Below are 17,404 nucleotides of genomic sequence, written 5' to 3' on the forward strand. Positions count from 1 at the left end.
AAAAATGTGCCTATTGCAAAGAACTCGATGTATTCTTAATAGATCTGACTGTAAAAGTAAAGATATTTGGACATAAAAAAAACTGTTTAAGAACCTTGGTTCTTAAACAGCTTAATATGTTAAATGATATTTAGACTATTGACGTTTTGAAATGTCTCCTGATCCAGATACTTTTTTGTCTTCCATTTCAGGGTTCCCTTTATACTCAATATCTCCAGACCCTGTAATTCGGGCTTTGATAGAAGTATTGGCGGTAACTTGTATGTCTCCAGATCCAGTTACAGAAGCTGTAACATCTTTGGCATTAAGGTCATAGGCAGAAAGATCACCCGATCCTGTCACTTTGCATTCAAAAGTACCCGAAGAACCACTTAACACCAAATCTCCACTTCCGGTAACATAACCTTCAGTATTCTGTGCATCAACTTTTAGTTTTACATCACCAGAACCCGAAATACCGGTTTTAAAGTTGGTTGCCTTAATTACATCTTTGCTGTAAACATCTCCGGATCCTGCTAAAGTCACTTTACTTAAGTCTTCAAAAGGTACGGTTACCAATAACTTTTTACCTCTAGAAGGTTTAAGATAGTATTCTTTTTCAACATATACCTTTAAAACATCTCCATCAACCTCGGTACGGATGTGTTCTATAAGATTACTTTCTCCTTCGATAACAATTTTCCCTTCAGAACCTGAAACCAGGGCTACATCAAGATTACCTTTAACCTTTACCTGATCATAATCAGAAGTACTTCTGTTTTTGGTAACTACATTACCATTACCATTAATTTTCTTACTTCCCCACCATTGTGCGTTTACCGAAGTAATAGTACAAAGTGCTATGCTTAAAATTATTGTTGCTGTTCTCATTTGATTGAATTCTTTTGTTTATTATTTGTGTGATTTAATTTTTTCTTAGTTTAATTCCTCCATAACTAGAAGTAATGTTAATGGTGTTACCGCTATTTCTGGTTCCATTGTACCCTTCATATTCTTTTTTGGAGTCTTTTACATACTTTTTCTGAACGGAAATACCATCATCTAATTTAATACCGCCATACGAGGTTTTAATGTAAAAGTCAAAAGTACATCCATCTTCATATCCAATATCGACTCGGGTATAATCGGTATCGATAGCTACTTCATTAAAAGAAGATTGTAATGCATAAATCTCAAGCGATCCATAATCTGATTCTATATTAAGTTCTTTGGAAACTGTTCCTATTTTTGTGTTCACATAGTCTGAAGAACCAATGATTTTTCCTCCTTTTTCAACTTTTAAGCCGCCATAATCGCAGTTGTAACTTAAATCACCAATTGACTTGAATTTGGATTGTGTATAATCTGCATTAAGCTCTATTCTATCTCCATTGCCAACTTCAAAATCAGAGTAGTCTGCATTTATCTTTCCAGATTTCATATACTGAATGCTACTATTATTAGTGTAGTCTATATTGATATAATTATCATCTGCCAATAATTCGCCTAATATAATTTGTCCATAGTCACAGTTAATTTTTGCATTCCCTTCAATTTTGTCGAGATTTATGTTTCCATAGTCATTATTAAGATCGATACTATTGGTTACCGGAACTTTAACAGTGTAGTTAATTTTCATGCTTAGGTTGTTGTTCCATCCACTGGACCATTTGCTCCACCAAGAATCATTATTTTTATTAAAAACGGTTTTAGCACTCACCATTTGCGAAGACGCATCGAATTCAACATCTATAGATTCAAGTTTCTTAATTACTTTTTCTTCATTATTACCGCTTACTTTAATGTTGATTTCCATCACTATTCGGTTTTCATTCCAGGAGGTAATATCGAGGTTACCATAATCATTGCTAATTTTTAATAACGCATCTCTATTTACAGTAAACTCCTTTTTCAGTGTTTTTTCCTTGTTATATTTTCCTTTTAATTCACCATTATTAGCAAAAATTAGAGTGGGGACCAATAATAAGAGAATAATATTATAGTATAGAGTTTTCATTTTTTGTTAATTTAAATTCATTAATGTTGTTCATTTTTTGAAGCACTTCTTCTAATAGACTTGCACGGTTTTGAAAGTTTTTTATCATAGCACTGATAACGCGCTTATCATTTCCACTTAGAACAAGATCTTTTTTTAATTCTTCGTAATCAGATTCGAGTTTTTCTAATTGAGTCATAGCATCCGCCACTAATTCATTGGTTTCAACAGAGGAAATTTTATTAATTTCTTCCAATTGTACCTGGATGGCAGAAGAGAAAAAGCTTTGTGTCTCTTCCATTTGGGGAGAAACGCTGGCCAAATCGGCTTCCTCAATAGAGCTAGACATCATACTTACCGCTGCAATACCAATTAAAATTGCAATAGAGGCGGCAATCGATAATGGTTTGATCCAGTTGCGTTTTTTAGTTTGTAATTGTACAACTTTGTTTTGTTGCTGCAATTTTTCTAAAAATCTCATTTGATGACCACCAGAAGGTTCATGTATGTCTAGTTGATTTTGCATACGTTCAAATAGTTTTTCTATATTATCCTCATTACTCATGCGAATTGTAATTTTTTTCGTAAGCTTTCTTTTGCGCGCGAAACCAGCGTACGACAATTAGAATATGATATGTTCATAATTTGACAGATTTCTTCATAATCATAACCTTCAATTAGGTGTAGTGATAATGCAGTGCTATAACTGTCTTTTAGTTGATTTAGTGTACTTACAATGGTGTTAGCCTTAACAGAATTTAATTCGTCCTCGATAATTCCGTGGGAGTCTTCTGCAAGGGAATATTCTACCGTTTCTAGAGTTACTTCTCTATAAGAATCCTTCTTCCTTGCTACGGTTAAACTCGAATTGATTACAATCTTTTTTAACCAGGCTCCAAACATATTGTTGTCCTCTAGCATTGATAATTTTGTAAAAGCTGTTAAAAAAGCCTCTTGCATGATGTCTTCGGCTTCGGCAGTATTTTTTATAATTCTCAATGCTGTATTATACATTGCTTTATAGTAACGATTATAAATCTCGAGTTGCGCATTTTGATCTTGCTCGCGACACTTCGCTATTAGTTGCTCTGTATTTAGTTGGGTCAGTGACAAAAAATTCTGTTTACTTTTACATAAAGATATGCATAGATCTGTTTTGTTACAGTTTTTTAAATTTTTTTTGAAAGTTTATGGCATAAGAATTGAAATATACATATAGAAAATACTTTCAAGTTCTTATTTTATAAGGATTTGTAGTGTTTTTGATCAATTTGAATTAATTTTAAAAAAGAAATGTTGTTTTGTTCTTGTGACAAAATGACTATGATATATAATTATGGCGAAAACCAAATTTACAACACTTGACAGTTTGTCATTTCAAGGGATTGATGAGGATGCAGAGTTAATACCGTTATTAACACCCGAAGATGAAGAAGAAATAGACAAAGAAGAATTGCCTTCTCTGTTGCCTATACTGCCATTACGCAATACAGTATTATTTCCTGGAGTGGTAATCCCGATTACCGCAGGAAGAGATAAATCAATAAAGCTTCTTAATGAGGCCAACAATGGAAATAAAACTATTGGTGTAGTTTCTCAAAAAGAAGAAGAGGTCGAAAACCCTTCTACAAAGGATATAAATAAGGTAGGAGTTGTAGCACGTATCCTTCGCGTACTAAAAATGCCTGATGGAAATACTACAGTAATCTTACAAGGAAAGAAGCGTTTTGAAATACAAGAAATTGTAGAAGAAGAGCCTTACCTTAAAGCCAAAGTGAAAGATGTTGCCGAGGCTAGACCAGCAAAAGAAAATAAAGAGTTTGGAGCAATAATAGATTCTATTAAAGATCTGGCGTTAGAAATAATAAAGGAGAGTCCAACCATTCCTTCAGAAGCTTCATTTGCTATCAAAAATATAGAAAGTAACTCTTTTTTGATCAATTTTGTTTCTTCCAATCTTAATTTACCTGTAGAAGAAAAACAAAAACTTCTGGAAATAAATGATCTGCAAGAAAGAGCCTTGGCAACTCTGAAATTTATGAATGAAGAGTTTCAGAAACTAGAGCTTAAAAATGATATACAAAGCAAGGTTCAGCATGATATGAGCCAGCAACAGCGTGAGTATTTCTTACATCAACAAATGAAAACGATCCAAGAAGAACTTGGAGGAGTTTCTCATGAAGATGAAATTGAGGAAATGCGCATGCGCAGTAAAGAAAAGAAGTGGGACGAAAAGGTAAAGAAGCATTTTGACAAGGAACTTTCCAAAATGCAGCGTATGAATCCGCAGGTTGCAGAATATTCGATACAGCGTAACTACCTGGATCTCTTCCTGGATCTACCATGGAACGAATATAGCACTGATAAATTCGATTTGAAACGTGCCAAAAAGATTCTTGATCGAGATCACTACGGCTTGGATGAAGTAAAACGTCGCATTATTGAATATTTGGCGGTTTTAAAACTTCGTAATGATATGAAATCTCCCATACTATGCTTATATGGACCTCCTGGAGTGGGAAAAACTTCGTTAGGAAAGTCTGTTGCCGAAGCACTAGGTAGGGAATATGTAAGGATTTCTCTTGGAGGATTACGCGATGAAGCCGAGATAAGAGGCCATAGAAAAACATACATAGGAGCAATGCCCGGTAGAATTATTCAAAGCCTTAAAAAAGCTGGTACTAGCAATCCAGTATTTGTTCTTGATGAGATTGATAAATTATCTGTTGGAAATCAAGGTGATCCTTCCTCTGCTTTATTAGAAGTTCTTGATCCAGAACAAAATTCCGAGTTTCATGATAACTTCCTGGAAATGGGATTTGACCTTTCCAAAGTTATGTTTATTGCTACATCAAATAGCCTGGGAACTATACAACCTGCTCTTAGAGATCGTATGGAAATTATAAACGTTACCGGATATACGATAGAAGAGAAGGTCGAGATTGCCAAACAGCATTTGTTGCCTAAGCAATTAGAAGAACATGGTCTGGATAAATCGCACCTTAAAATAGGTAAAGCCCAATTAGAAAAAATTGTAGAAGGATATACCCGAGAATCTGGAGTACGTGGATTAGAAAAACAAATTGCAAAGATGGTTCGCTTTGCTGCCAAGAATATCGCAATGGAAGAAGCGTATAACGTCAAAATTACCAATGAAGACATTATTGAAGTTCTTGGCGCGCCCAAGTTAGAACGGGACAAATACGAAAACAATGATGTCGCCGGAGTAGTAACTGGATTGGCTTGGACAAGCGTGGGTGGTGATATATTGTTCATTGAATCTATTCTTTCAAAAGGAAAAGGGAATCTTAGCATAACCGGAAACCTTGGTAAAGTAATGAAAGAATCGGCCACCATTGCCATGGAATATATTAAAGCAAATGCTGGCGAGTTGGGGATTAACCCAGATATATTCGATAAATATAATGTACATATTCATGTACCAGAAGGAGCTACTCCAAAAGATGGACCCAGTGCAGGTATTACAATGCTCACCTCTTTAGTTTCTTTATTTACGCAACGCAAAGTAAAAAAGAGCTTGGCCATGACCGGCGAGATTACATTGCGTGGCAAAGTGTTACCGGTTGGCGGCATTAAAGAAAAAATTCTGGCAGCAAAAAGGGCACACATTAAAGAGATATTGCTTTGTGAAGATAATAAGAGAGATATTGAAGAGATTAAACAAGAATATCTTAAAGGACTTACTTTCCATTATGTGAAAGATATGGGAGATGTTTTAAAATTGGCCATCACAAATACAAAGGTGAAGAATGCTAAGAAACTATAGTCTTACATAGAAATAATAATAAAAAGGCAGAACTATTTAGTTCTGCCTCTTTTATTTAGAATACTTTTTTTATCTCCTGTTTTGCACCAAAACACTGTTATAATGATCCAGATTCTTTAAAACAATATCACTTCCTTTTACAACGGTTTCTAGTGGACGTTCTCCTAAATGTATAGGAAGTTCGGTAGCTCTAGAGAATCTTTGATCCAATCCACGCAACATAGATCCACCACCAGTTAGATATATTCCAGTATTGTATATATCTGCCGAAATCTCTGGGGGAATTTCTGAAAGTGTTTCCATGATCGAATTTTCTATCTGATTGATAGATTTATCCAGGCTTTTGGCAACTTCTTTATAGCTTACATCAATTTGTTTTGGTTTTCCCGTTAAAAGGTCCCTTCCTTCAACTTCCATCTTTTCTGGTGGAGATTCTAAATGATCTATCGCAGAACCTACTTGAATTTTAATCTTCTCGGCCATGGATTCTCCAATATGTAAATTATGAGATTCTCGAACATATTGTTTAATATCCTCATTAAAAACATTACCCGCAATCTTAACCGATTGACCACTAATAATTCTACCTAAAGAAATTACAGCAATTTCTGTAGTACCTCCGCCTATGTCTACAACCATGTTTCCTTTGGGTTCTAATACATCTATTCCTCCGCCAATTGCTGCCGCTATAGGTTCATGGATTAAGAATACATTTTTTGCATTAAGCCGTTTTGCAGATTCTTTAACGGCACGCATTTCGACTTCAGTGCTTCCACAAGGAATAGAAATCATCATATTATATGATGAACTAAATACGGATGCATTTATAGAGGATAATTTTTTTATAAATGTCTTCAGCATCTTTTCGGTAGCATCAAAATTCGATATTACACCATTGTTAAATGGGTAAATGGTCTTTATGTTCTTATTTATTTTTCCTCGCATCATTCCCGCTTCTTTACCAACGGCAATAATTTTCCCCGTGATTTGATTCATTGTTATGATAGAGGGATTATCTACAGCTATTTTTCCTTTATAAGTAATTAGCGTGTTTGAGGTGCCAAGATCTATTGCAATTTTCTCATTCAAAAAATCAAAAAAGCCCATGATTTGTGTTTACTTTAGGTTAATATGTGTTGATTTAAGGTGTAATAGAGTAACTTTCAATTCATGCAATAGGGTTTAAAGGTAAATAACTCCGATAAACTGCGTTTATTGTGTGAAGTTGTTAATTTTTACCTGTAAATAAGATGGAGTCTTGAGTACGGGTATTCCGTTTTATCGCATGTACTTTGTTTTTGCGATTGTACCAAAATAAACTTGATGTTTAAAAGAACTTTTTTATTCGAATAGATAGTTTATGAATTGTTTAGATTATTTTTGGGCCAAATCTAATGATAATCACAAGTTTTAAAATTTAGTAATTTGGAAGATAAGAAGATAATTATTGCAATCGATGGACATTCTTCTACAGGAAAAAGTACCGTGGCAAAACAATTGGCCAAAGCATTAGGCTATATTTATATAGATACAGGAGCAATGTATCGATCAATAGCTCTTTATGCAATGCGAAAAGGGTTTATTGGGGAGTCCAGGTTCGATCAGGAAAAACTAGAAAAAGATCTTCCAAAAATAAATATCAAGTTTGAGATTAATCCTAAAACCGGTATAGCTGAAGCTTTGCTTAATGAAGAAAATGTAGAGCGTGAAATACGCACACTTGAAGTCTCCAAACATGTTAGTAAAGTTGCTGCAGTATCGGCTGTGCGAAAGAAATTGGTAGAGCAACAAAATCAAATGGGCGAAAACAAAGGGATTGTGATGGACGGAAGAGATATTGGTACTGTTGTTTTTCCTAATGCCGAACTCAAGCTATTTATGACGGCTACAGCCAAAGATAGGGCAGAAAGAAGATACCTGGAACTTAAAGAAAGAGGAGAAGAGGTTACGTACGAAGATGTATTAAAAAATGTTGTTAACAGAGATCATATTGATAGTACCCGAAAAGATTCCCCTCTTCGAAAAGCTAGTGATGCCGTTAAAATTGACAATTCGAATTTAACTCTTGAGGATCAATTCGAACAGATATTAGTGCTAGCAAGGACGGCAATTAAGAACGCCTAATCATTGGCTTGCAAATCAAAATTTGATTCTTGCTTTTCCTCTATTAAGAAAGCTAATACTTTTGGGTATTCATAAAACTTTATATTGTCGTTTGACCATTCTACAAGTTTTATGGACTCTTCGTCATTTTTTAAAACCAAAATACGATTTAAAGACAATACATGACCAAGCATTTCCTTTTGCTGCGATATAGATGAATCAGAGTTTTTATCAAAATGAGTTTCTGCCAATATTTGATATTGCTTACCATTATTCATAATGATCTGATCTTTTGATTCATATATAATATGAGTCTTAGACAAAGATTGACCTAACATTTGTAGGGAACTAAACAATAAAAGTGAAAGTAATATTCTATTCATAAGTGGGCGATTTAGGTTAAACGGCGGCAAAAGTAAGGTAAAACCGTAAAACATAAAACAATTTGTATGTTATTTATTTCTTTTATCAATGAAATACTCATCTTTTGGAGAGGGACCACAAATAAAATGCCGTCATATATATGACGGCATTTTCATAAATATATAAACAAATGAATTTATAGATTCACTCTATTTTTTTATTTAATTCGTTACTTCTTGGTGACTTTAAATGTCGAAAGTTTCCCTCCGGCATTAATTGTTACCAGGTATAATCCCGATTTTAAAGAAGTAAAATCAATAGATTTATTAGTAACCCTTCCTTGCGAAACGGTTCTTCCTAGGATATCGTTCACGGTAAACGACATAAGATCATCTTTGGAAGTTGAAATACGTAATGTGTTTTGTACAGGAAGAGGATAAACAGATAAGAAAGAAGCTTTGGTAGTTACAAAGTTGTCTATTTGTACACTTCTTGAAGTACCTCCAACAGTAAATGTAGTCGATTCAGATCCTCCAAATGAACCTCCAGAAGCTAGAGTAGTTCCTCCCGCTGTTAGAGCGTAAGATCCATTACCATATCTACAACAAATACCGTCACCATAAGAATCATTAATTGTAAATGTATAAGTACCAGCATCTAAGCACTCGGTGATATTAACAGTAGATCCATCGGGTTGAGAACCGTACGTTCCTCCAGAAGCTACCACTTGATTACCACTATTTGTAATTTGCCAGCTCGTTTCTTCTGGATAATTATCCAGAGTGATTGATAAATCAACATCGGTACAAGAAGGAGGTGTAACTGTTCCTGTAGTTACACTTACATCATCTATAGTGATATCACCTGCCCAAGAAGTACTTGTGATACCATTAAATCGAAGCTGCACTCCAGATCCGGTATACGAAGCTAAATCAATACTTGCAGATTTCCAAGAGTTTCCTTGGTCACCAGATAATGTCCATAATGACGCCCATGTAGCGCCATCATCATTACTAGCTTCCAAAGTTAAGGTACCAATACTACTACCATACATGTGATATTGAAAAGAGAATGTTGCTTGGGTTTCTCCACTTAAATCAAAACATGGAGAATTCAAAATAGCTCTTTTATTTGGATACCCTGTACCATTTCCTGAGGCCTCGATATACATGTAGTATGATCCTTGAGCAGCACTTGATGGACCCGTATTGCGAGAAGGAGTTCCATTCGCATCATTTGTCCAGTTAATATCGTCCCCAGTATCTTGTGTCCATGCACCAAGCGTGTTTTCAAAACCTTCATTATATGGGAAAGAACTTATTCCCGAAGTACAACCATTGCCACCTGTACCTCCTGGTAATGTTGTGGCATTGGCAGTATTACTAAATCCTGATTCGTTACCCGCAGCATCTTTAGCTTTTACCCTAAAAGAATAAGCCGTTTCAGGGGACAATCCGGTTACCTGATAAGTTGTATTGGCCACTGTGGCAATTACAGAGCTTCCTTGATAAACATCATAACCCGTAACTCCAACATTATCTGTCGAAGCTGACCATGATAAGTCCACACTATTTTGTGTGGCATTAGATGCAGATAAACTTGATGGAGTAGAAGGAGCCTGAGTATCAGGGGTAACTACGCCAGAAATTTCAAAGTTTACATTCGAGATATCAAAGAAAATATTTCCAGAACCTTTTACCATAATTCTGTTTTGTGCTCCTTGAATATTAGGAACAGTAATACTATGAGAACCATCATTTGGTACCGCAGTTGCTAAGGCAATAGGATACGTATCACCACCATCGGTAGATAATAAAATATCTACATTGGTAGCATTAATTCCATTACCAGTTGTACCGGCAACATTCCAGGTAACCGTTTGCGTTGAATTAGCTGGCCAGCTTACATTAGTGTTTGGAACATTAACTACAAATGGCCCTGCATTGGCGGTTACGTTTACTCTCATGTTGTCACTATTGTTTCCAGCTCCTCCTGCACGATTATCTCTTACAGTTAATCTGAAATTTAAAGTTCTGGTCACATCGGGTACGGCTTCCCATTGCCAAGAAGTAGCTCCGGTTTTTATAGTTTCCAGCCTTGGGAAATATCTTTCATTGGAAGCTGTTGGATTGTACGATCTAAATGCTACACCTGAAGTTCCTGTTACACTGGGGTATGTAGTTGAAGCATTATTCTCATCGGCTTGCTCCCAACAGTATGTTAGGCTATCTCCATTAGCGTCAGTAGCTTGCCCACTTAATACAAATGGTGTTCCTCTAGGAATTGTATAGTCAGATCCCGCATTAACAACTGGGATTGCATTACCTGTATTTGTATTGGTTTGACAGCTAGTCGTTTTTACATAATTTGTTACTTGCTGAATAGAATAAAAATGAAAATAAGGATCACTATTTTGTTGAACATCTGTGGCCCCTGTAATTCCTGCATATCCCATTATAGTAGTACCACTTCCTGGTTCAAAATGTGCATTTGTTCCTTCATTTCTAAAAGAAAATGTATGGTTTGCTCCAAATTGGTGCCCGATTTCATGTGCAACATAATCAACATCAAAAGCATCTCCTTCAGGAGTTCCTCTAGAGGTAAAAGCACTTCCTTTACTACCGTTCACACAAACACAACCAATACACCCGGCGTTACCGTTGTCTCCTGCTTTTGCAAACAAGTGGCCAATATCATAGTTTGCTTCTCCAATAACACTAGTTAATGTAGATTGTAACTGGCTATTAAAACTTCCTGTATATGGATCGGTATTTGGATTGGTATATACAACATCTTCGTTATTTGCAATTACTACCATGGTAATAGCAAAATCATTTTCAAAAATCCCGTTTACACGTGTCATAGTCGCATTAATAGCTGCCATTGCACCGGCTTTTGTGCCTCCGTGATACTGAGTATACTCGCCGTTGGTAGAAACTGCAAGTCTGTATGTTCTTAATGTACTGTCATCTGCATTTTTGGTTGCATTGGATGATTTGTTAGTGAAGTTTTGAGTGTTTTCGTCTACCAAACATTTTAATTTACTTACCGACGTAGATTCATGTCTTTTATACACGGTATATGTATTTGAACTTTTCGAAATACGATCCATAAATACTGAAGAATCCCCAGCTAATATCATACTTTGCAATCCTGATGGATCCATGCTGAATCTTAAAATACCAGGACCATTAATTTCTTGTCCCACATATGATTTGATTTCAGGGTATTTCGCAGCAAGCTTTGGATGAAAAACAGGAGCTTCAAATACTTTGAATGATTTCATAGTACCATTGGCTGCCGGAAATTTAAGAATTGCCTTGGTAGTGGAAGATTTTTCTCTGTTGGAAGCAGTTTTTAAAACACTCTTAATAGCATCAATATCAAGCTCATATAGATTGCTGGTTGGTAAGTGCTTTTTAGTCTCGGAAATGGTAAGACTACTTCGGTTATTGGTTTTCGTCCATGGGTTGGTTTGGGCGAAAACAAAGCTTATCATAAATAAGCCCACGAATAAAGATAGTCGTGTTTTCATAATTAGTTATAATTTGAGTTAGGCTGGTAAATGTAAGTATATTATCAAGTTATTTGTGAATTATTTAACAATAATATAGTGTGCTGTTAATAATTATTGTTTTTTGTTAATAATAATAGAGGATTAGTGAAGATTAGATAATTACAGGATGCTTTCTCTTTAAGAAGTTGTCGAATTGATAATTGTATATGATAAGTGGTTGATATATAATTGATTAATTATTTTTTTAAGAAAGAAGAATAGATGAAATACAAAAAAGACCACTATGTAGTGGTCTTAAGATATATAAAATAGTGTTTCTTTTATAAATTAGGGATCACAAGTTCCTGATCTGGGTGAATGATATCTGGATTTTTAAGGATGTTAGTATTGGCTTCAAAAATAGCCTTGTATTTCATTGGATCACCATAGTAGTGTTTAGCAATTTTACTTAATGACTCTCCACTTTTTACAACATGTCTATGATATATAGAAGTATCTTCAACTTTGATATCAGCAACGATATCAGATGGAGATTCACCACCAATTTCCTTTATTTTATCCCAAAGTACGTTTTTTTCATACTGGGTCTTTGCAGTACCTTTTATTTTTAAAGTCCCATTATCTTCAGAAACATCACCATCTTGAATATTTAACTCTTGCCCTAAGTCTAATACTGGTTGATATTTTGCTTTTACCATAACTAAGTTGTTTTTTAAAATTATTAATTAGATTTATTTAAGTATAAATATAGCGAATAATCATGTTTTTTTCACATAATTTTTTGATTAAAAAAAGTATGTTTATCGACGAAATACATAATTTATCTATATTCGAACAATTTAAAAATAATGTATGTTTCGAAAACGATTCTATTATCTCATTCAATTGCAATACCTGGGGTTCAGATATCATGGGTGGCAAAAACAACCTACAGTGAATACGTTACAGCGTATGGTGGAGCGAACGGTTGCTTACGTCCTGGAACATAAAGATTTTAAAGTTTTAGCAACCGGAAGGACAGATGCCAAAGTTTCGGCAAATCAAACCTATATAGAACTTTTTGTAGATCATAACCCTCTTGATCTTTCTACTTTTCTTGAGGTGTTTAATCAAAATTTACCGCAAGACCTAAGGGCTTTGGATATAGAAGAAACAGATGAGCATTTTAATATCATTCAGCATCCCAAAATTAAAGAATACCTGTATTTATTCTGTTTTGGAGAGAAATTTCATCCCTTTTGCGCTCCTTTTATGTACAATATTTTTGAAGATTTGGATATTCCATTAATGCAAAAAGCTGCAAAGTTATTTGTTGGGAAGCATAACTTTAGGTCCTATTGTCATCGCCCTTCAGAAAATACAGTGCTGGAAGGCGAAATTATTTATTGCGAGATAGAAAAAAATGATGTTTATACTGCTAATTTTTTTCCAAAAGAAAGTTATCTTTTACGGGTAAAAGGAGAGGGGTTCAAAAGAAATCAAATTAGACTGATGATGGGGGTTTTATTGGATTTAGGAAAAGGAAAAGTTGACTTAGATTTTATTAAGCAAACCCTTGATCCAGATGCCGAAGAGATTACATTAGAACATATCGTACCGGGTTCTGGACTTATCCTTAACTCGGTCGAACTTAAATAACATATAATCCTATGAAAGTTGTTTCTACCAACATAGCTGAACCCAAAACAATTTTATGGAGAGGAAAAGAAGTGCAAACCGGAATTTATAAGTATCCCGTTGATCAACCTATTGTTTTGGATGTAGAAGATGTTGTGGGAGACCATGTCATTGACAGGAGATATCATGGGGGAGTAGATAAAGCCTGTTATCTATATGCTTTAGATCACTACGAATATTGGAAAGAAAAATACCCGAACTTAGATTGGAACTACGGAATGTTTGGAGAAAACCTTACCGTAGAAGGATTTGACGAGCATTCGATTAAAATAGGCGCTGTTTATAAATTGGGTAAAGCAACCGTTCAGGTTTCTCGCCCAAGACAGCCTTGTTATAAATTAGGTGTTCGTTTTGGCAATCCTGGTATTATTAAAGAATTTATCGACTCACTATATTCAGGAGTGTATGTACGTGTTTTACAGCCGGGTTCTGTAAAAGCGGGGCAGGAGTTCTTGATTGAAGAAGAAAACAAAAATGGAATCACGATTGCCGAGCTCAATACACTTATGTTTCATTATCAGGAAGAAGAGCACAGAGATCTTTTAGAAAAAGCGCTCAAGGACCCTTTAGTTTCAGATAGCGATAAGAAATATTTCAGGAAAAAGCTATAAGTTATTTCTAAGATCCAGTTCTAATTTTTTCGAATAGCTCAGCCGCGGGGATACCTGGATTTTGTGCTCCAGAATTTTCAATAAGTTTTATGAAGCTTATGATGTTGTTATTGGCGGGACAGGGGATGTTCAGTTCTTTGGCAGCGCTTACAATGGCACCATTTAAATAATCGATCTCAGTTTTTTTACCTTGAGATAAATCCCACCACATCGATGTTCTTACCGTCGGATCGATGGCGAGCATTTTGTTGGCAACCAGATTAAACAAAAAGTTAGGTAAACTCAACACAAAAGGTAGATACTTTCCTGGTAACGCGGTTACTTTAGGTAAATCAATATGTAATGCTTTAGTGACCCAAAGCAATTCCTTCATTAAGGCTGCAATCACCAGACGATACTTTCGTTGTTGTAGCATCGCTTTCACGGGAATATTGGCCAGGGCATTTACACTATTGCCTAGATTAAGTTGTAGTTTGGCCCAAAGCAAAGCTTGCATCTCATCGGTTTGTATAACTGGCATCAAGTTGCAGTGTATTTGATTAGTTAAACTCCCTATAATATCTTCGGTTTCAAGAGTCACTTCAATAGATAAATCACCTTCAGACCCGCGATGCAAGTGCCCGGGTTTTATTTCGGCTACATTAAAAGGCACCATAACCCGCAACACCCTATTATTGGGATATTGTTGTTTTATGATATGATCAGAACCCAATCCATTTTGGCAACATAATAGTATTGTATCTGGACCAACCAAAGGGCGTATATCTTTACTAGCTTGGTCCACTCCGGTACATTTTACCGTTATCCATAAAAAATCACAGAAATTTTCATTGTTGGTTTTTAGGTCTTTTGAATCTAAGAAATTCAGGTTTTTTGTTTCCGAAGCGTGGCCCAGATAATCGGTCAATTTCAGGCCGTTGCTTAACTTTTCTTTGATATGAGGTCGACAAACTAGTTTCGTTTTTTGGCCCAACGAAGTCAAAACACCTCCCAAAAAACATCCAATTAATCCGGCTCCAAAAATGATATGTGTTTGCATAGATAAAACCTTTCATATTCCTAATAGTTAAAAATAAGGTTTTATCATCGTTTGCCAATTTTTTACTATCTAATTAACGCGAAATGACCTTTGTATGTTTGTGAACCATCTAGGAATTCTGCTTTAAACCAATATGAAGTAGAAGGTAATAGTTTCCCATTATAGGTACCATCCCAGCCTGAACCATTTGGGTTAATTTGTTTAAGTAATTTACCAAACCTGTCAAAAATAAAAATCTTCATTTCCGGGGTGTTAATATTTTTAATTACATTCCATTGATCATGAAAACCATCTCCATTAGGAGTAAAATACTCTGGAAAACCAATAACAAATATTTCTTTTGTAATAGAACCACAGCCATTGCGATCGAATACTGTAACCTCATGAAGTCCAAGACCTACATTCATAAAAACATTACTTTCCTGAGGCTCTCCATTATCCAGGACGTACTCGTAATTTCCATTTCCTGTTACAATAGCAACAATACCATTGTTTTGTGAAAAAGCCCCCTGTGTTAGGGACAAAGTTAAGTCAACTGGTATCATAACACTTTTAATAATCACGCTACTCGTATCAGAACAATTTGATGTATTATGGGTATAGGATACCGAATATTCACCAGGTTGCGTAGCAATAAAAGATGAAGAAGTTTCGTCTGGAACTTCGGTTCCGTTTAAAAACCAAATAAAAGAGAATTCCCTCTCATCGAGTAATGTATCCAAAACAATCGTATCTCCAGTATCGATAGGTTGTCCGCTACTATCTACGCAAATTGCATCTTCACCTTGGAAAGATACTTCTGGAAGCGATATAATATTAAAGAGTACCTGGATAGGATCACTGGTACAATTACCATTGGTATCTACGGCTTCAACATTATAGATGTAATTCCCTGCAGTAATTTCTCGTGAAGTAAATGTTGTTGAGTTAGCAAGCAACAAAGTGCCGTTTTGATCATACCAATTTGCACTTTGCCCATTAGGAACATCTACAGAAAGTTCAGGGACAGGATCTCCCAAACATATACTAACATTGCTTGGGTTGGTTGGAGGAGAAATACTCCCACCGCAACCGCATAATGGATTGGTAACTGTAATGGTATCTTCAAGAGTATCACCCATGTCGGTAACGATGACCCTGTATGTTCCACTTTGAGATATTGTAATGCTAGAGGAAGTCTCCTGGGGTATTGTTACTCCATTAAGTTGCCATTCGTAGGTTTCAGCACCAGAAAATGGATCATCTACATTTTGTGCTGTAAGTATTTCAGAATCATTCTCACATAGCACAAAATCCAAATCGGATCCCGATTCATCTACTATAACAACATTAGATTTTATAGTAAACCCCCTGATAAATACTGCTGAATCCAAGTCAGGATCTCCACGATCTGTAATTACAAATTTTATGGTATACGTTTCTCCTGGAATTACAGTAGTTTCTGTATTTAATACCGTAGTGTATCCGTCGTATTGCATAATCGGGTTTGTAGTACCCGGGGCAGAATTACTAATATATAGTTCTGGAAAAAAGTTAATTCCGAGTTCTTCGGTACCACAACGATATAGCATACCGGTATCATCGGTATTTATGTGTATGGATCCGGTGTTGACTGCTATATTATTTGACCCTGGGATTGCTGCAATGTTCCTGCCTCCAAAAGTGGTTCCCGAGTCATTTGGGATTCCTGGACCCTTAATTAAGAAAGCAAAACCATCTCTTACATTAGTTATACACTCAAATTCTCTTTCATATTCCTCTGAGGCAAATATAAAATCAAATATTAGTGTACTTCCTTGTGGGGTAAACTCAAACTGGAAAGCCGTTGCATTATAGGTGTCAAAATTATCTTCATTACTGGCGTCCAGAATTGTTTTGAGGTCATTGTCTCCAACCCAATTCAATTCTCCTGTAGCAGTTTGCTCTTGATTATTAGGCCCTCTTGCATCTATAGCTTTACCTGTAGTAAGTATTATGCCTTCGTCAAAAGGAAACTCGCTTTGCCCTTTATTAAAATACCCCCAACTTCGGGTTCGCGGATCTCCTGTGCCATCTGGGTTTTCGATTACAATTATTGATGCGGGGTCAAAAATTATATCATCATCGGTAATTAATATATCTCTTACAAGTTCACCAGCACTAAGATTTGTAAAAGGGTTTCCAGCAGGGTTAACCAGCAAAGATTCTTGAGAAAATGTTATGTAACCAGTAAGTAAAATCAACAATGTGAAAATTGATTTTTTTAGCATTTTTGTTTGAGTTGAGTTCGTTATTCAGAAATGAACGAAGCCGTACTTGAATTAGTATTGAAGAGTAATCCAGAATAGTACAA

The 17,404-nt window shown here is 35.5% G+C and carries 14 protein-coding genes; 4 read left to right on the forward strand and 10 right to left on the reverse strand.

What is annotated here, in order from left to right; all coding sequences use genetic code 11:
* Window positions 1-135 precede the first annotated feature (135 nt).
* From U6A24_RS22275 to U6A24_RS22290, 4 genes are read right to left on the reverse strand one after another with little or no spacing between them, the layout of a single operon-like run.
* Complete coding sequence (locus U6A24_RS22275) at window positions 136-870, reverse strand: head GIN domain-containing protein (protein ID WP_324182240.1); 735 nt, start codon at window positions 868-870, stop codon at window positions 136-138.
* A 34-nt stretch (window positions 871-904) separates the two neighbouring features.
* Window positions 905-1,996, reverse strand: a complete 1,092-nt coding sequence (locus U6A24_RS22280) for a DUF4097 family beta strand repeat-containing protein (RefSeq protein ID WP_324182241.1) — start codon at window positions 1,994-1,996, stop codon at window positions 905-907.
* Entirely contained in the window at window positions 1,977-2,540 is a 564-nt protein-coding gene (locus tag U6A24_RS22285) for a hypothetical protein (protein ID WP_324182242.1), read from the reverse strand. The genes U6A24_RS22280 and U6A24_RS22285 overlap by 20 nt, the downstream gene beginning before the upstream one ends.
* The gene (locus U6A24_RS22290; protein WP_324182243.1) at window positions 2,537-3,088 is read right to left on the reverse strand and encodes an RNA polymerase sigma factor; all 552 of its coding nucleotides are present in this window, start codon (window positions 3,086-3,088) and stop codon (window positions 2,537-2,539) included. The genes U6A24_RS22285 and U6A24_RS22290 overlap by 4 nt, the downstream gene beginning before the upstream one ends.
* 223 nt (window positions 3,089-3,311) lie before the next feature.
* Between U6A24_RS22290 and lon the strand changes: the two genes are divergently transcribed.
* Window positions 3,312-5,762: an endopeptidase La gene (gene lon / locus U6A24_RS22295; protein ID WP_324182244.1), complete on the forward strand. Its 2,451-nt coding sequence runs from the start codon at window positions 3,312-3,314 to the stop codon at window positions 5,760-5,762.
* A 69-nt stretch (window positions 5,763-5,831) separates the two neighbouring features.
* On the opposite strand, the gene mreB is transcribed toward lon, so the two are convergent.
* A complete protein-coding gene (gene mreB / locus U6A24_RS22300; RefSeq protein ID WP_324182245.1) occupies window positions 5,832-6,869 on the reverse strand; it encodes a rod shape-determining protein in 1,038 nt (345 codons plus the stop codon).
* 318 nt (window positions 6,870-7,187) lie between these two features.
* On the opposite strand from mreB, the gene cmk reads away from it, so the two are divergent.
* Complete coding sequence (gene cmk / locus U6A24_RS22305) at window positions 7,188-7,886, forward strand: (d)CMP kinase (protein ID WP_324182246.1); 699 nt, start codon at window positions 7,188-7,190, stop codon at window positions 7,884-7,886.
* On the opposite strand, the gene U6A24_RS22310 is transcribed toward cmk, so the two are convergent.
* From U6A24_RS22310 to U6A24_RS22320, 3 genes are all read right to left on the reverse strand, one after another.
* Window positions 7,883-8,248 (reverse strand): hypothetical protein, encoded by a 366-nt coding sequence (locus U6A24_RS22310; RefSeq protein WP_324182247.1) that lies wholly within the window; start codon window positions 8,246-8,248, stop codon window positions 7,883-7,885. The two genes, cmk and U6A24_RS22310, sit on opposite strands and share 4 nt — an antisense overlap.
* A gap of 209 nt (window positions 8,249-8,457) precedes the next feature.
* Window positions 8,458-11,763 carry a reprolysin-like metallopeptidase gene (locus U6A24_RS22315; RefSeq protein WP_324182248.1) on the reverse strand — a complete coding sequence of 1,102 codons (3,306 nt, stop codon included), beginning with the start codon at window positions 11,761-11,763 and terminating at the stop codon, window positions 8,458-8,460.
* 302 nt (window positions 11,764-12,065) lie between these two features.
* Window positions 12,066-12,443: a LysM peptidoglycan-binding domain-containing protein gene (locus tag U6A24_RS22320; protein ID WP_324182249.1), complete on the reverse strand. Its 378-nt coding sequence runs from the start codon at window positions 12,441-12,443 to the stop codon at window positions 12,066-12,068.
* A gap of 154 nt (window positions 12,444-12,597) precedes the next feature.
* Between U6A24_RS22320 and U6A24_RS22325 the strand changes: the two genes are divergently transcribed.
* Window positions 12,598-13,383, forward strand: coding sequence for a tRNA pseudouridine synthase A (locus tag U6A24_RS22325; RefSeq protein WP_324182250.1), 786 nt, complete (start codon window positions 12,598-12,600; stop codon window positions 13,381-13,383).
* An 11-nt stretch (window positions 13,384-13,394) separates the two neighbouring features.
* Complete coding sequence (locus U6A24_RS22330) at window positions 13,395-14,033, forward strand: MOSC domain-containing protein (protein ID WP_324182251.1); 639 nt, start codon at window positions 13,395-13,397, stop codon at window positions 14,031-14,033.
* A 7-nt stretch (window positions 14,034-14,040) separates the two neighbouring features.
* On the opposite strand, the gene U6A24_RS22335 is transcribed toward U6A24_RS22330, so the two are convergent.
* Both U6A24_RS22335 and U6A24_RS22340 read right to left on the reverse strand, forming a co-directional pair.
* A complete protein-coding gene (locus tag U6A24_RS22335; RefSeq protein ID WP_324182252.1) occupies window positions 14,041-15,072 on the reverse strand; it encodes a 2-dehydropantoate 2-reductase in 1,032 nt (343 codons plus the stop codon).
* A 65-nt stretch (window positions 15,073-15,137) separates the two neighbouring features.
* On the reverse strand, window positions 15,138-17,321 hold the full coding sequence (locus tag U6A24_RS22340) for a choice-of-anchor L domain-containing protein (protein WP_324182253.1): 2,184 nt from the start codon (window positions 17,319-17,321) through the stop codon (window positions 15,138-15,140).
* Window positions 17,322-17,404 lie beyond the last annotated feature (83 nt).

This window comes from Aquimarina gracilis (genome assembly GCF_035285365.1).
In the GTDB taxonomy this organism is placed as follows: domain Bacteria; phylum Bacteroidota; class Bacteroidia; order Flavobacteriales; family Flavobacteriaceae; genus Aquimarina; species Aquimarina gracilis.

Coding starts and splice junctions, on each gene's coding strand:
- U6A24_RS22275 (WP_324182240.1), bottom strand. CDS start 870: ATGAGAACAGCAACAATAATTTTAAGCATAGCACTTTGTACTATTACT.
- U6A24_RS22280 (WP_324182241.1), bottom strand. CDS start 1,996: ATGAAAACTCTATACTATAATATTATTCTCTTATTATTGGTCCCCACT.
- U6A24_RS22285 (WP_324182242.1), bottom strand. CDS start 2,540: ATGAGTAATGAGGATAATATAGAAAAACTATTTGAACGTATGCAAAAT.
- lon (WP_324182244.1), top strand. CDS start 3,312: ATGGCGAAAACCAAATTTACAACACTTGACAGTTTGTCATTTCAAGGG.
- mreB (WP_324182245.1), bottom strand. CDS start 6,869: ATGGGCTTTTTTGATTTTTTGAATGAGAAAATTGCAATAGATCTTGGC.
- U6A24_RS22310 (WP_324182247.1), bottom strand. CDS start 8,248: ATGAATAGAATATTACTTTCACTTTTATTGTTTAGTTCCCTACAAATG.
- U6A24_RS22315 (WP_324182248.1), bottom strand. CDS start 11,763: ATGAAAACACGACTATCTTTATTCGTGGGCTTATTTATGATAAGCTTT.
- U6A24_RS22320 (WP_324182249.1), bottom strand. CDS start 12,443: ATGGTAAAAGCAAAATATCAACCAGTATTAGACTTAGGGCAAGAGTTA.
- U6A24_RS22325 (WP_324182250.1), top strand. CDS start 12,598: ATGTTTCGAAAACGATTCTATTATCTCATTCAATTGCAATACCTGGGG.
- U6A24_RS22330 (WP_324182251.1), top strand. CDS start 13,395: ATGAAAGTTGTTTCTACCAACATAGCTGAACCCAAAACAATTTTATGG.
- U6A24_RS22335 (WP_324182252.1), bottom strand. CDS start 15,072: ATGCAAACACATATCATTTTTGGAGCCGGATTAATTGGATGTTTTTTG.
- U6A24_RS22340 (WP_324182253.1), bottom strand. CDS start 17,321: ATGCTAAAAAAATCAATTTTCACATTGTTGATTTTACTTACTGGTTAC.